General features: G+C 62.4%; 14 protein-coding genes and 1 riboswitch. Of the genes, 1 reads left to right on the forward strand and 13 read right to left on the reverse strand.

Annotated features, from left to right (window positions below; genetic code table 11):
- Positions 1-8 precede the first annotated feature (8 nt).
- Genes cobF through cbiE form a run of 6 tightly spaced genes read right to left on the reverse strand, consistent with a single transcriptional unit; the run spans position 9 to position 5,134 of the window.
- Entirely contained in the window at positions 9-752 is a 744-nt protein-coding gene (gene cobF / locus ACR0AJ_RS05695) for a precorrin-6A synthase (deacetylating) (protein WP_480740332.1), read from the reverse strand.
- Entirely contained in the window at positions 745-1,473 is a 729-nt protein-coding gene (gene cobA / locus ACR0AJ_RS05700) for a uroporphyrinogen-III C-methyltransferase (RefSeq protein ID WP_480740334.1), read from the reverse strand. The genes cobF and cobA overlap by 8 nt, the downstream gene beginning before the upstream one ends.
- Positions 1,470-2,786, reverse strand: coding sequence for a cobyrinic acid a,c-diamide synthase CobB (locus ACR0AJ_RS05705; RefSeq protein ID WP_480740336.1), 1,317 nt, complete (start codon positions 2,784-2,786; stop codon positions 1,470-1,472). Before ACR0AJ_RS05705 ends, cobA begins: the two co-directional genes overlap by 4 nt.
- The gene (gene cobM, locus ACR0AJ_RS05710) at positions 2,779-3,573 is read right to left on the reverse strand and encodes a precorrin-4 C(11)-methyltransferase (protein ID WP_170349254.1); all 795 of its coding nucleotides are present in this window, start codon (positions 3,571-3,573) and stop codon (positions 2,779-2,781) included. The genes ACR0AJ_RS05705 and cobM overlap by 8 nt, the downstream gene beginning before the upstream one ends.
- Complete coding sequence (locus ACR0AJ_RS05715) at positions 3,570-3,938, reverse strand: cobalamin biosynthesis protein (protein WP_170349253.1); 369 nt, start codon at positions 3,936-3,938, stop codon at positions 3,570-3,572. The genes cobM and ACR0AJ_RS05715 overlap by 4 nt, the downstream gene beginning before the upstream one ends.
- Complete coding sequence (gene cbiE, locus ACR0AJ_RS05720) at positions 3,935-5,134, reverse strand: precorrin-6y C5,15-methyltransferase (decarboxylating) subunit CbiE (protein ID WP_480637207.1); 1,200 nt, start codon at positions 5,132-5,134, stop codon at positions 3,935-3,937. The genes ACR0AJ_RS05715 and cbiE overlap by 4 nt, the downstream gene beginning before the upstream one ends.
- On the opposite strand from cbiE, the gene ACR0AJ_RS05725 reads away from it, so the two are divergent.
- Positions 5,133-5,882: a cobalt-precorrin-6A reductase gene (locus tag ACR0AJ_RS05725; protein WP_480740338.1), complete on the forward strand. Its 750-nt coding sequence runs from the start codon at positions 5,133-5,135 to the stop codon at positions 5,880-5,882. The two genes, cbiE and ACR0AJ_RS05725, sit on opposite strands and share 2 nt — an antisense overlap.
- On the opposite strand, the gene cobJ is transcribed toward ACR0AJ_RS05725, so the two are convergent.
- Genes cobJ through ACR0AJ_RS05760 form a run of 7 tightly spaced genes read right to left on the reverse strand, consistent with a single transcriptional unit; the run spans position 5,855 to position 13,832 of the window.
- Positions 5,855-6,607, reverse strand: a complete 753-nt coding sequence (gene cobJ / locus ACR0AJ_RS05730; protein WP_170375981.1) for a precorrin-3B C(17)-methyltransferase — start codon at positions 6,605-6,607, stop codon at positions 5,855-5,857. The two genes, ACR0AJ_RS05725 and cobJ, sit on opposite strands and share 28 nt — an antisense overlap.
- Positions 6,604-7,332 (reverse strand): precorrin-2 C(20)-methyltransferase, encoded by a 729-nt coding sequence (locus ACR0AJ_RS05735; RefSeq protein WP_425080360.1) that lies wholly within the window; start codon positions 7,330-7,332, stop codon positions 6,604-6,606. The genes cobJ and ACR0AJ_RS05735 overlap by 4 nt, the downstream gene beginning before the upstream one ends.
- Positions 7,329-7,958, reverse strand: a complete 630-nt coding sequence (locus tag ACR0AJ_RS05740; RefSeq protein WP_170349248.1) for a precorrin-8X methylmutase — start codon at positions 7,956-7,958, stop codon at positions 7,329-7,331. The genes ACR0AJ_RS05735 and ACR0AJ_RS05740 overlap by 4 nt, the downstream gene beginning before the upstream one ends.
- Positions 7,958-9,097 (reverse strand): precorrin-3B synthase, encoded by a 1,140-nt coding sequence (cobG, locus tag ACR0AJ_RS05745; RefSeq protein WP_480658036.1) that lies wholly within the window; start codon positions 9,095-9,097, stop codon positions 7,958-7,960. Before cobG ends, ACR0AJ_RS05740 begins: the two co-directional genes overlap by 1 nt.
- Positions 9,094-12,387 (reverse strand): cobaltochelatase subunit CobN, encoded by a 3,294-nt coding sequence (cobN, locus tag ACR0AJ_RS05750; protein ID WP_480740340.1) that lies wholly within the window; start codon positions 12,385-12,387, stop codon positions 9,094-9,096. The genes cobG and cobN overlap by 4 nt, the downstream gene beginning before the upstream one ends.
- Before the next feature lie 3 nt (positions 12,388-12,390).
- Positions 12,391-13,446, reverse strand: coding sequence for a cobalamin biosynthesis protein CobW (gene cobW / locus ACR0AJ_RS05755; RefSeq protein WP_170349245.1), 1,056 nt, complete (start codon positions 13,444-13,446; stop codon positions 12,391-12,393).
- Positions 13,443-13,832 (reverse strand): DUF1636 family protein, encoded by a 390-nt coding sequence (locus ACR0AJ_RS05760; protein ID WP_170349244.1) that lies wholly within the window; start codon positions 13,830-13,832, stop codon positions 13,443-13,445. Before ACR0AJ_RS05760 ends, cobW begins: the two co-directional genes overlap by 4 nt.
- Before the next feature lie 83 nt (positions 13,833-13,915).
- Positions 13,916-14,124, reverse strand: a riboswitch (cobalamin riboswitch).
- Positions 14,125-14,164: the final 40 nt, after the last annotated feature.

The raw sequence follows: 14,164 nt of genomic DNA on the forward strand, positions 1-14,164 counted from the left end.
CTTTTAGGTCAGATCACGCGCTTTTTCAGCAAATAGATATCCATGATCCAGCCATGATCGGCACGTGCCTTGGCACGGGTGTCCAGAATCTCCTGCGCCACATCGGTCAAAGCGCCTTTGATCAGGATTTCCTCTTTCATGCCGACATAGGCACCCCACCAGATGTCATAATCGGCCATGTCCAGGGATTGAAACGAACACTCGCCATCCAGCATTACCGCTACTTTCGAGGCAGTTGCCGGCCAGCCTTCATCCCTGATCCGCCGTCCGGTGGTCACAACAAAAGGCGCGCCCAGATCATTGATCGGGATGGCGTGGGCGGCCGTCAATGCCTGCAGCGCGGTGATGCCAGGGATCACCCGTGTCGTGGGCTCAGGGTCCAGCCGCGACGCGATTCGCAACGAGCTGTCATAAAGCGACGGGTCGCCCCAGATCAGCAGCGCCACTTGTCGCGCATTCGGGTGGGCCGCAATCGCCTCGTGCCAGCGCAGGGCAATGGCATCATGCCATTCGTCGACCCCGCGTAGATAACCATCATCGGCCCGACGCTTGGGAATGTCGAAATAGGCGATCTGCGGCGGAGTGTCAGTCACAGTTGCAATGATCTCTTCGCGCAACCCGGCCAGATCAGCCTTGTTCTCGCCCTTGTGCGGGATCAGAAACAGGTCTGCATCGCGGATGGCATTTGCCCCTTGCAAGGTCACGTGATCCGGGTTGCCAGTACCAATTCCGATTAGAGACAACTCAAACATCGTCGAACTCTGCCAACGGGCCATACAGGATCAGAGCCGGGGCTGTGCCGATCTCGGCCTCCAGCTTTTGCGACAGCGCGCCAATTGTTGCACGGTGCAGGCTCTGGTCGGGAGTCGATACGGATTCGGCCATTAGGGCAGGTGTTTCCAGCGGCAGGCCATGCTCATGCAGCGCATTTACCAACAGGGGAAAGGTCCGTTTGCCCATGAACACCACAGTCGTTGCATCCGGATCGGCCAGCGCGGGCAGGTTCAGATCTTCGGGCAGTTTACCACTGACATCGTGGCCAGTGACAAATTGCACCCGCCGCGCAGTCAGGCGTCGTGTCAGGGGTATTCCTGCTGCTGCCGCCGCCGCAACCGCCGAGGGGATGCCAGGGATGATTTCATATTCGATCCCGGCCGCACGCAGGGCAACCAGTTCTTCCTCCAGCCGGCCAAACAGCCCTCCATCACCGGATTTCAACCGCACTACGCGAGCACCGGTCTTGGCGTAATCCACCAACAGGCGGCTCACGTGATCCTGCTTGGGTGAGGGTCGCCCGGCCCGTTTGCCTACGCCCACCAGATCTGCATCGTCATGCGCATGACTTAGGATCGGGCCGCTGCTGAGGTCATCAAACAGCACCGCATCTGCTTTTTGCATCCTGTCGACCGCCTTCAGGGTCAAAAGATCAGGATCGCCGGGGCCGGAACCAATGAAGGATACGAAACCGCTCATGCCGAGGCCTCGGCGATCAGGTGAAAGAACGTACCGGAGACGTTCCCTCGCACCGAACCTGTTTGCGGCCCTTCAGCACCTTCAGCATCAAACACCCGCGCCAGCGGTGCGTCCGGCTGTTCTACGATCGAAGAATAATGGAATTCATGCCCCCGCAGAGCCGTGTCGGCTGCAAAACCGGGCATCGGGGCCAGCAATTCTGCGCGCCGATACCCCAGATTGAACTTGCGCTTTTCATACGAGGTCACCAGCCGCAGCAGGCCTGCCATCTGATGTCGCTCGCCCTCTTTGTCGATCAAGGCCTGACCCAGCGCCATGTATCCACCGCATTCTCCATGCACGGGTTTGGATTCAGCGTGTTTGCGCAGTCCGGTCTGGAACGTGTCGGCGGCAGCCAGTGTGCCCGCATGCAGTTCCGGATAGCCACCGGGCAGCCAGACCAGATCGGCATCGGCAGCAGGTGCCTCGTTCGCCAGAGGTGAAAACGGCAGAATTTCTGCACCCGCCGCGCGCCAACCTTCCAGCAAATGCGGATAGGTAAAGGAAAACGCGGCATCGCGGGCCAGCGCAATCCGTTGCGCCGGAGGGCGCGGTAGCGCGGCTGACGATGGCCCATTGGGGCCTGAGGAAGCCGCCACCTTGATCGCCTCAAGATCCACATGTTCGCGCAGAAACGCGGCATAGCCGACAATTGCGCTTTCCAGATCAGGATGCTCGACCGCCTGTATCAGGCCCAGATGGCGTTCCGGCAGGGTCAGATCACCGCGCCGGGGCAAAACGCCCAGAACCGGCAGACCGGCGCGCTCCATACCCAGACGGGTCAGACGCTCGTGCCGGGGGCTTGCGCAACGGTTCAGGATCACACCGGCAAACGGCAGGTCGGGGTTGTACATCCGAAACCCCAGTGCAGTTGCCGCCGCTGATTGCGCCTGACCGCCCACATCCAGCACCAGCACCACAGGCCAGCCCATGCGCTGGGCGGTTTCGGCGCTGGACCCGTGCCCCAACTCGCCCGGCTTGGCGACGCCGTCAAACAGCCCCATCGATCCCTCGGCGACCACGATATCCGCACCCTCAGCCTGCGCCGAAATCGCACTCAGCAACGGGTCACCCATAGCCCAACTGTCCAAATTGAACGAGGAGCGCCCGGCAGCAGCATTATGAAAGGCAGGGTCGATATAGTCCGGGCCGCTTTTGAACGGTTGCACGGTCAGCCCATCCTCGGCCAATGCCCGCAATAGGCCCAGCATGACCGTTGTCTTACCTGTTCCCGAGGACGGGGCAGAAATCAGAAGACCCGGGGGGTTAGTCATCACCGTGGCTCCAGCTTGACCACGGGCTATCGGCACTTTGCGGACGATAGCGGCGATCGTAATCCTTTGAATACAGGCAACTTTCATCGAACCCTTCGCCTGCCAGCGCCGGGCCCACCATGATCAGTGCGGTGCGCGAGATGCTTTCATCCAGCGCCTCTTTCAAGGTGTCCAGCGTGGCGCGGATGATCCTCTCATCCGGCCAACTGGCGCGATACACCACGGCCACCGGGCAGTCCGCGCCATAGGCGGGGGTCAGATCGGCAATCACCTTGTCCAGATTGCCGATCGACAGGTGAATGGCCAAAGTCGCACCGGTGCGGGCAAAATTCTCAAGCGTCTCACCTTCGGGCATCGAGGATGCACGGCCCGGCGTCCGGGTCAGCACCACGGATTGTGCCAGTCCAGGCAGGGTCAGCTCGGTTCCCAGTGAAGCCGCCGCAGCAGCAAAGGACGGCACGCCCGGCGTCACGCTGACCGGGATGCCCATCTCTTTCAGCCGTCTGATTTGTTCACCCATCGCTGACCAGACCGACAGGTCGCCGGAATGCAGGCGCGCCACATCCTGACCAGCCTGATGTGCGGTCTCGATCTCGGCCATGATCTGATCCAGATCCATCGACGCGGTGTTTATGATCTTTGCGTCCTCGGGACAGTGACCAAGGATTTCCTCGGGCACCAGCGACCCGGCGTAAAGGCATACCGGGCAAGACGCGATGATATCACGTCCGCGCAGAGTCAGCAGGTCGGCAGCGCCCGGTCCGGCGCCAATGAAATGAACAGTCATGTTTGTCCTCCGATGGCTATGGCGCAGGTGGCCAGCCGGTCGTCTGAGATTTGTCTGGGTGAGGTCAGTCGAGCGCCGGATCCGGCAGCGGCAAGGGCGGATGCTTCGGCCACGCTGCCGGTGCCATACGTGGCGCGGCTGCGGTTCGAGCAGGTGAGCGTGCGCTGCCCTGCCAGATCGGCAGGGGCGACGAAATGCAAGGGCAGTGCGATGGCCGAGGCGAATTCGATCAACGCAGGATGTCCGTCTTTGTCCGCCACCGTGGCCAGCGCATCCACGCGCTGCCCGTCGCTGGCCCGGTCAAAGGCCGCGCGCAGGCTGTCCAACGTGGCCGTAGATGAGAATCCCAATCCCGCGACGATCATAGGGTGACGCTCCACTGCACCACCGGATAAGCGGACTTCCAGCCGCGCCGGGGGCCAAGTGCCGAGGCTTGTGCCAGTTCGATCCGCAACAGCTCGCCGCCCAGTTTGTCTTGCCATTGCGCGAGCAAAGCTTCGCTTTCCAACGTCACCGCGTTGGCGACCAGCCTTGTGCCTTTGGGTAGGGCGGCTTGCAGCCATTCCATCAGTTCGGTGCTGAGACCACCGCCGATGAAAACCACGTCCGGCAAGGTCAGACCACCCAGTGAGCCCGGAGCAGTGCCGTGCACAACATTCAATCGGTCCTGGCCCAGCGTATCAGCGTTGCGCCGAATGCGTTCGGCGCGATCTGCGCGGGGTTCGATGGTTGTGGCCGTCAGGGTCGGGTCACACATCAGCCATTCGATGCTGATCGAACCCGTGCCGCCGCCGATATCCCAAAGGTGTTCGCCCCGCTGCGGCGCCAGTGCCGACAGAGTTAACGCCCGCACGGGGCGCTTGGTGATTTGGCCATCGGTTTCAAAAATCTCGTCCGGCTTGCCCGACGCCTTTGGAAAGGCGCGGCCTTCGCCTGCAACCTCAAGCCCGACGCAGACCGGGTGGTCGAATCCGCCCAGCAGCGCTTCGGTCAGCGATACACTGCGCGCCCGTTCTCGAGGGCCGCCCAGAGCCTCCATCACATGCAGGCGGGTGTCGGGAAATCCAGTTTGGGTTAGGTAGGTCGCCAGTTCCGCCACCGCCTTGCCGTCCCGCAACAGCAGGATGGCGCGTACCCCCGGTGCCAGATCAGGACGCAACCGGGTCAGCGGGGCTGCGTGCAGGCCGAAGGTCAGCGTGGTCTCTAGCGGCCAGCCCAATCGCGCAGCGGCCAGTGAAAAGGTCGATTGGCCGGGCAGGGCAGTCCATTCGCCAGCCTCGAAATTGCGCGCGATAACTGAACCTGCACCAAACCAGAAGGGATCGCCCGAGGCGAGAACCACAGTCGGACGGCCCCGAAAGCCGGCCAGCATCGGAAGGCCATCGGAGAAAGGCACAGGCCACTCAACCCTCTGCGCGCCGGTTTCTGGAATCAGCGACAGGTGCCGCGGCGGGCCCATGACGATTTCGGCGCGTTCCAGCACTTGACGGCTTGCCGGTGGCAGGCCATCCAGTCCATCTTCGCCCAAGCCCAGAACGGTCAGCCACGGAGCTTTAAGCATGACACATCTCCTGATCCTTGGCGGTACGACCGAGGCCAACGCGCTGGCTAAGGCCGTGACCGAGCAGGGCGTTCCGGCAACCTATTCCTATGCCGGACGGGTCGATAACCCCCGCCCGCAACCCTTGCCTGTGCGTGTCGGTGGATTTGGCGGCGCGCAGGGGTTGGCGCAGTACCTTTGGGATCACGCGATCACCCACGTGATCGATGCCACTCATCCCTTTGCTGCACAAATGAGCCTGAACGCCATTGCCGCCTGCCGCGATACCGGGCTGCCGCTGGCTGCGCTGACCCGTCCGGCCTGGACGGCGCAAGACGGGGACCGCTGGCAGCACGTTTCTCATATCGACGGCGCAGTGGCTGCCCTGTCCGGCCTGGCGCAACGTGTCTTTCTGGCCGTGGGGCGGATGCACCTTGAGGACTTCGCCGCCCAGCCCCAACATCACTACCTGCTGCGGCTGGTGGATGAACCCGGTGAATTGCCCTTGCCGAATTGCGATGTGGTTGTGTCGCGCGGGCCGTTTATCGAAGCGGATGACCGGGCGCTGATGCAACGCCATGACATCGAATTGGTCGTGTCCAAGAACGCAGGCGGCAGCGGCGCGCGCGCCAAGCTGGACGCCGCGCGGGCGTTGGGCCTGCCGGTGCTGATGATCGACCGTCCGATCCTGCCACAACGACACGAACTGACGAGCGTAACGCAGGTTTTGGACTGGCTGGCTCATTCCGGTGTGAACCTCGGGGTGTAGACGATCGGGGCGCTGTTGCGATCAATCACACGGGTCAGGGATGATCCCACGATAACCACCGTCTGCATGTCCGCCATATCCGGCGTTGCCTCGGCCAGTGTCGAAACCCGGATCGCCTCATCCGCGCGGGATACGGCGCGGGCGAACAGGATCAGACGTTCGGGCTCACATTCCTCGCGCAGGATTTCCAGCGTCTTAACAAAGCCTTCGGGGCGGGATTTTGAGCGCGGGTTGTAAAACGCCATCGCGAAATCACCCTGCGCCGCCAATCGGAGACGTTTCTCGATCAGCGACCAGGGTTTCAGATTGTCGCTGAGGTTGATGGCACAGAAATCATGCCCCAAAGGTGCCCCAGCACGCGCCGATGCGGCCAGCATCGCGGTGATGCCCGGCAGCACGTCGATGGGAATTTCGCGCCATTCAACAGGGCCATTTTCCAGCGCCTCAAACACGGCGGCCGCCATGGCAAACACGCCTGGATCGCCCGAGGACACAACGACCACGCGTTTCCCCTCGGCCGCCATCTGCAACGCGTGCTGAGACCTGTCAATCTCGACCCGGTTGTCGCTGGCGTGCAGCGTCAGGCCGGGGCGTTCGGCCACGCGCGCAACGTAAGGGATATAGCCGACGATATCCGTGGCCTCGGCCAATGCGGCGGAAACCTCGGGCGTTACAAGGTCCTCGTTTCCGGGTCCGAGGCCCGCGATCTTGACCCAACCGCTCATGGCCGCCGCCCCTGACCATGCACGATGATGATCGAGAAGTAGGGGGTGACCTTGTCACATGCCTCGGACAGTTTCGTCACGGTCTGGTTCGGCATCTGAGCGTATTCGACGATCCATGCTCGATCATACAGGCCAGCCGTTTTCAGGGCCCGTTTCACCTTTTCGATGTTGCGCCCGATCTTCATCACCACCAAAGCATCGGTCTGCGCCATGCGTTCCGCCAGAGTATCTTCGGGGAGTGTACCGACCAGAACGGTCAGGACATCATCGCCCCACGTGATCGGGTCACCGGTTGCCGTCCACGCGCCGGACATACCGGTGATGGCGGGAACAACCTCGACATCAGCTTCGTCACGCAAGCGGCTGTAAAGATGCATGAAAGACCCATAGAAAAATGGGTCACCTTCACACAAAACCACCACATCCTCACCTTCATCCGACAGGTTTTTTAAATGCGCGGCGCAGTCTTTGTAGAAGGCAGACAGCAGCTCGTTATAGCGCGGATCGGTTAGGGGGATTTCCGTGGTGACGGGATATTCCATCGGAAATTCCACAGCATCGCCGGGAATCATGCCATTGACGATCTTGCGTGCCTGACCGCTGCGGCCGGGCTTGCGGAAAAACGCCACGTGGCGCGCATTGCGCAGTAGACGGTCGGCCCGAACGCTCATCAGGTCCGGGTCGCCGGGGCCAAGGCCGACGCCGTATATCTTGCCCGCGCTCATTCCGCGCGGCTCGCGATGGCGTTGACGGCGGCGACGGTGATGGCGCTGCCGCCCAGACGACCTTTGACGATACAGGATGGCACCGGTTGCGCCGCCCACAAAGCGTCCTTGGATTCGACCGCGCCGACAAAGCCCACCGGGCAACCGATGATGGCTGCAGGACGCGGGCAGTCGGGATCTTCCAGCATGTTCAACAGGTGGAACAGGGCAGTCGGAGCATTGCCGATGGCCACAACAGCACCTTCAAGATGCGGGCGCCACAACTCCAGCGCTGCGGCCGAGCGCGTGTTGCTCATCTCAGCGGCCAGCGGACGTACGCGTTCGTCATGCAGGGTGCAGATTACCTCATTGTCGGCGGGCAGGCGGAACCGGGTCACGCCCTCGCTGACCATACGCGCGTCACACAGGATCGGCGCGCCGTTTTCCAAAGCGGTGCGGGCAGCAGAGACGAAACCGGGCGAGAAATGCACGAACTCTTCCAGCCCGACCATCCCGGCGGCATGGATCATGCGGACGGCAACCTGCTCTTCGTCGGCGTCGAACCGGGCCAGATCGGCCTCGGACCGAATGGTGGCAAAGCTTTCCTTATAGATCGCTGCGCCATCAGTTTCATATTCATAGGGCATCAGGTCAGGTCCATGGTCATAAGTGTTTCGGGGGTCAGCCCGCGTTGGCAGGGCTCATCCCCTGCGCGGCCGTGTTTGACAAGGTCAAATCGCCCATCGCGACCGACCAAAGTGACATCCGCTGTTCCCATTCGGGCGCATCCTTTTGAGCAGCCCGAGACATGCAGGCTGCCTTCCACATGCGGTGCCAGCGCTCGGGCGACAGCACGGGTTTCTACCTGCGCCTGCGGGCAGAACGGTGCACCGGTGCAGGCGTCGGTGGTCATCAGCGGATCGGTGCCATCTGTGACAAAGGCCGGGGCCGGGATCGCCGCCCCGCCTTCCAGCAGGAACAGCCGCCAGGGGGTCACCCGCAGGGCGGAAGCGCCTGTGTCCTCGATCAAGCTGAACAGACGCCGCGCAGGCAGTTGCCCGAATGCTGCACCATAAAGTGTGCCCAGTTCACAAATGCCAGGTTGTAGCGGTGAGCCAACAGCGTTGGCTGGGCTGCCTTGCCATTCCAGAGGCAAAGCTTGTGCTGCGACCACGCGGGCCATGCGGCGATTGTCCGAGGTTTGGTTTTCGGCAAACCATTCAGCCAACGCGATAAGCTGGTCTATGGCTTCGACTTCTGAGACGGCGCGCCCCGTCTCGCATCCATCGGCGCGAAGGATCAGGCCCTCCGCGCCGGTCTCCAGCCGGATATCCGCAGAATCCGCGGCCATCAGACGGGCCGGGCCAGTGTCGATGGCAAAACCGAATTTCGCAGGCACGGCGGGCAGGTCTGCCAGTCGATGGATCAAAGATTGCGTCAGCCGCGCGGTCAGATCGCCCGTTTCGTAAAGCGGTGAAACCAGAATGTTGCGGCGTACTTCGATGCCCGACTCGGCGTCCAAAAGATCCAGCGCGGAAAGCTCAGAAAGCAACGATTGATGATCGGCCTCTTTCACGCCACGTAATTGCAGGTTGGCTCGGTTGGTCAGGTCGATGGTGCCATTGCCAAACCGCTCGGCCAACTCGCACAAGCCCAAAGCCTGCGTCGCATTCAGACGTGCCAACCGGGGGCGCACCCGCACCACCAGTCCGTCGCCCGACATCATCGGACGATGGGCGCCGGGGCACCAGCCCTGAACAACAGGTTTTGAGGTGGGGGCGCTCATCCCAACCCCTCCAGATCCGCGCGGATCGAGTTCCGGCGTGTGTTCCACAACCCCGCGTCAAGCAATGCGCGGAACCGGTCCTGCATGGCTTGATGTGCTTGCGGATTGGCCTCTTGCAGGAAGGCGTCAACCTCGGCGTCACCCAGTGTGGCATCGTGGTACAGATCGAACAGGTGCGGAGCGACTGTGCCGGACAGGTGGGCAAAAGACGCCATATGGTCCAGCGTCGCCGCGATCTCTGCGGCCCCGCGGAACCCGTGCCGTTGCATCGCTGCAATCCAGCCGGGATTGGCAGCGCGGGCATGAACCACGCGGCTGATTTCTTCGGGCAGGGTACGAGCACGGGGAGTGTCGGGGTTGGTATTGTCGAGGTGGTACAATTGCGCGCTGCCGCCGGTGACGGTCTTGGCAGCGGCAAACCCGGCCTCGTGCGTGGCATAGTCGTTGGCCAGCAGCAGGTCGGTCTCGGTCAGGTCCTGCAGGTGGACAAAGCTGTCGGCATTGGCGACGCGTTCGGTGATGCCGGTGACATCCTGCGCGATATGGTCGCCCTCCAACGCAAAAGAGCTTGCCTGCAGCCATGCTTCACCCGCCTGCGCGCGGGCTTCATCGGTATAGATTTCAGACAGTTGCGTCATATTCACGCCATAGCTGCCGGGCGCGGGGCCAAAGACTCGCGCGGCAGGGGCTTGCCCGGCATAGGGGTTCCAATCCGGGGCTTCATCACGGTCAGACAAGGCACGGACGGCCTGACCGAACAGTGCCGAAAGCGTCGGGAACACGTCGCGGAACAGGCCCGATACGCGCAGGGTCACATCTAGGCGAGGGCGGCTGAGATCGGTGATTGGCAGCACTTCGATGCCTGACACTCGCTCGGACCCCTTGTCCCAGATTGGCTTGACGCCCAACAGGTGCAGCGCCATGGCGAATTCTTCGCCTGCCGTGCGCATGGTGGCCGAGCCCCATAGGTCGACGATCAGGCCCTTGGGATAATCACCTTCCTCTTGCAAATGCCGCCGCACCAGCTCTTCGGCCAGCTTCACGCCTTGGGTATAGGCGGCGCGGGTAGGAACCGAACGCGGATCGGTGGTATAGAGGTTCCGACCGGTAGGCAGCACATCCGACCGCCCACGATAGGGTGAGCCGGACGGTCCGGCCTCGATCCGTTTTCCCGCCAGCGCGTCAAGCAGAGCCCTGCGTTCCGCACGGACGGAAGAGGCGGGGTCAAAATTACCGGTGACCTCAGGCGTGCGACCAAAGATGTGCAACCCGTCACCGAACTGGCTTTCCTTGATATCGCAGACAAACCGGTCGATGCGGGTGATTGCCTCGGCAGTGCAGGTGGCCTGATCCAGACCTAGGTCGTTTTCCAACCCGATGGCCTGCGCCTCATCCCGGATATCTTCTTGCAGGCGGTCCCGGCGCTTGGGGTCCAGCCCGTCGGCGTTCGAAAACTCGTCCAGCAGGGATTCCAGCCGCACCATCCGGTCGGGCGTGCCGCTTTCCTTCATCGGGGGTGGGATATGACCCAGCGTGACCGCCCCGATCCGGCGCTTGGCCTGCGCGGCCTCGCCGGGGTCATTGACGATGAAGGGGTAGATCACCGGCAGATCGCGGATCAGCGCCTCGGGCCAGCAATTCGCCGACAGGGCGACCGATTTGCCAGGCAGCCATTCCAGCGTGCCATGCGCGCCGATATGGATCAGCGCATCCGCACCCAACCCTCTGCGCAGCCACAGATAAAAGGCCACATAGCCGTGGCGTGGGGTGCGTGAGAGGTCGTGGTAATCATCCTCGCGCAACTCGGGCGTGCCGCGTTCGGGTTGCAGCGCGATCAGGGCCTTGCCACGACGCAAAGCGGTGAAATTGAAAGCGCCGTCTGCTAATGCTGGATCATCCTCGGGCCGTCCCCAAACGGTTTCGAGGTCCCTGCGCAATTCATACGGCAGATCGGCCAGCGCCGCCAGATAATCCGCAAGCGGCCACGATACCCTTGCATCCATAAGGGTTTCGGTAATGGGTTGGGCGGGGGCGGTGTCGTACCCTTCGCCCTGCAGATCGGCCAACATCGCCTCGGCTGAGGCCAGCGCGTCCAACCCCACAGCATGGGCCATCTGCCAGTCCTTACCAGGGTAAGTGGACAGCACCAGCACCGGGGTTTGATCGACCTTGGGCTTGTCATGCAAAGCTAGCCACCCGGTCACCCGGTCGATGATGGCCTCGATCCGTTCATCTTCGGCCCGGTGGGCAAATCGCGAGTATTCCAGATGTGGGTCACGTTTCCCGGGTTCTTTGAATGAGGCGATGCCCGCCGAAATCCGCCCGTCCACCTCGGGCAACACCACATGCATGGCAAGGTCGGCGGGCGAGAGGCCACGTTCCGCCTCGGCCCAGGCCTTGCGGCGTGCAGTTGACAAAGCGACCTGAAACACAGGGACATTGGCCGCGTCCAGCGGAGATGTGCCAGACGCGCCCTTGCCTGAGAATGAAGTGGCGTTGATGATGGCCGACGGCTGCATTGCTACGATATTTCCGCGCAACCACTCGGCGGCGGTTGGGGCTTTCAGCGACGGCGCGAACAGGCCCACGGCTTCGAACCCGCGCGCGCGTAGGTTACGGATCAGGGCCGCGACCGGGGCGGTGTCCGCAGAGGTCAGGTAAGCGCGGTAGAAACTCACGAGAATGCGTTTTGCATCGCCCGTGAACGCCTTTTCCACTGGGATCACGCCACGGTCAGGGCACCAGGCGCCGCACTCGGGGATGGTTTTGGCCCCCATCACAGGGCCTGCATAAAGCCCCGCCGCCAGCGCCATCTGTGCCAGCGCGGCCTGCGCTGCAACTTCGCCGCCGGTATCGCACAGATGCGCCAGCCGCCGCAGGGTTGAAACGGGTAGGGTGGAAAAGTCGTCCAACCGCGTATCTTCGCGCCCATCCGCTGGCAGGACAGCCAGCGCGATGCCCTTGTCCTGCGCCAGCGCCAGAACCTGCTGCAGGCCATAGGACCAATAAGGCACGCCGCCGATCAGGCGGATCAGAATGCCTTTCGCACCTTCCAGAGTTTGTTCGACGTAGGTATCGACGGACAGAGGGTGTTTCAGCGCCGTCAGATTGGCCAACCGCATCGTGGGCATCCGCCCCTCAGCCCCGCCACCGCGATGCCAGCCTGCCGCGAAAGCTCCGAGGTCGCTGTCCGAAAAGGACAGCACCACCAGATCCGCCGGGCTTTGGCCCAGATCGGTCGGGGTCTCGGTTTCCTCGAGCCCGTGGCTTTCGCGGAAGACGACGTGCATGGCTTACTCGGCGGCCTCGGTCACACCCACGAGGATCTCGCGGATCGCGGCCTCTTTGATGTCGTCATGTTCGGCAATCACCACCAGACGCGAGCGGCGCTCTTCGCCGGGTTCCCATGGGCGGTCGTACTGATGTCGCACGCGTGCGCCAACCGCCTGAACTAACAAGCGCATCGGTTTGCCCTGGACAGCGGCGTAACCTTTGACCCGCAGGATGTTCAGCTCATTTGCCAAGCGTTCGATATTGGCAACCAGTGCTGCCGGATCGGTCTGTTCCGGCAACTCGACGATAATGCTTTCGAAATCGTCATGTTCATGATCGTGGTGGCCATCGTGGTGCGACGGGCGTGCATCCATGTCATCCTCGGCGGCAGCCTCAAGCCCCAGTACGACGCGCACGTCCACAGCGCCTTCGGCAACTTCGACGACGGGCAGGGCGCGCGGAGCCTCGGCTGCGATCACTTCTTTGGCCTTTGCCACGCCTTCCGGGCCAGCCAGGTCAGGCTTGGTCAGCAGGATGATGTCGGCGCAGGAGATCTGATCCTCGAACACCTCGGACAAGGGCGTTTCATGGTCGATCGAGTCGTCAGCCAGGCGCTGGGCGTCGACGGCTTCGACATTCGGGGCAAAACGCCCGGCGGCGACGGCCTCGGCATCGGCCAGAGCGATCACGCCATCCACGGTGATTTTCGAGCGGATATCGGGCCAGTCAAACGCTTTCAACAGCGGCTTTGGCAGAGCCAGACCGGACGTTTCGATCAGGATGTGATCAGGGCGCGGCTCCAGTGCCATCAGCGCCTCGATGGTCGGAATGAAATCATCGGCCACGGTGCAGCAGATGCAGCCATTGGCCAGTTCCATGATATTTTCCGCCGGGCAATCGGGAATGGCGCAGGATTTCAGAATGTCGCCATCCACACCCACATCGCCAAATTCATTGACGACAACGGCCAGACGCTTGCCCTGAGGGTTCTGCATTAGATGTTTGACCAGCGTGGTTTTGCCCGAACCCAGAAAGCCGGTGATCACAGTGACGGGGAGTTTTTCGAGATTGCTCATTTCAGGGCTCCAATCGGGGGAATGCGGGCCGCACAGTTTTTGCGGAAATGTTCGGGACGTTCGCGCCATTTGACCAGACCGTCTTCGGCGGCGAGATACTTGGTGACGCCTTCGACGATGGTGTCGACATGGTCGGTTTCGTTCAGGTTTTCGTACACAAAGGTCCAGCGGGTCGGTCCGCCGCGCAGCACTATGGAACAACCCTGATCGCAATTTGACAGGCACTCGACCGGCTTCAGCACGATACCTTCGGGCAAATCGGCGTCTTCCAGTGCCTTGTGCAGCAGGGCACCTGGACGTTGCGCATCGTCTTCAATCGGCAGGCCACGCCGACAGGTCGTGCAGACCAGCAGCTCGACTGGTGCAGTCTCGGTCACGTCTCTCATCCCCCCAAATCCTCTTTGCAGGGGACGGGGTTTCATGCGGGCCACGTCTGCACATGGACCCGACACCGGATCACCCCGTCCGGTTTCAACTTCGGGCGCTGGCAGGTCTCCCGGCTTGCGGATGTCGGGGCGCTTGCCCCGGCAGATGTCCCGCCTTCCCGGCCTTGCGGGCCAGTGGCATTGGGCACCCTCTCCGGTCACGGTCGCGGGGGCGGCTGCGTTTGACGGTTGCCCGCTGACGCATTCCCTTTTCATCCATCCGAAGATGGACACCAACGCATGCGACATGCGGCACGGGCAGGGGGCTTGTCAAGCACGAGGCGCATGGTGAA

Source organism: Ruegeria sp. CJ9, from assembly GCF_056536625.1.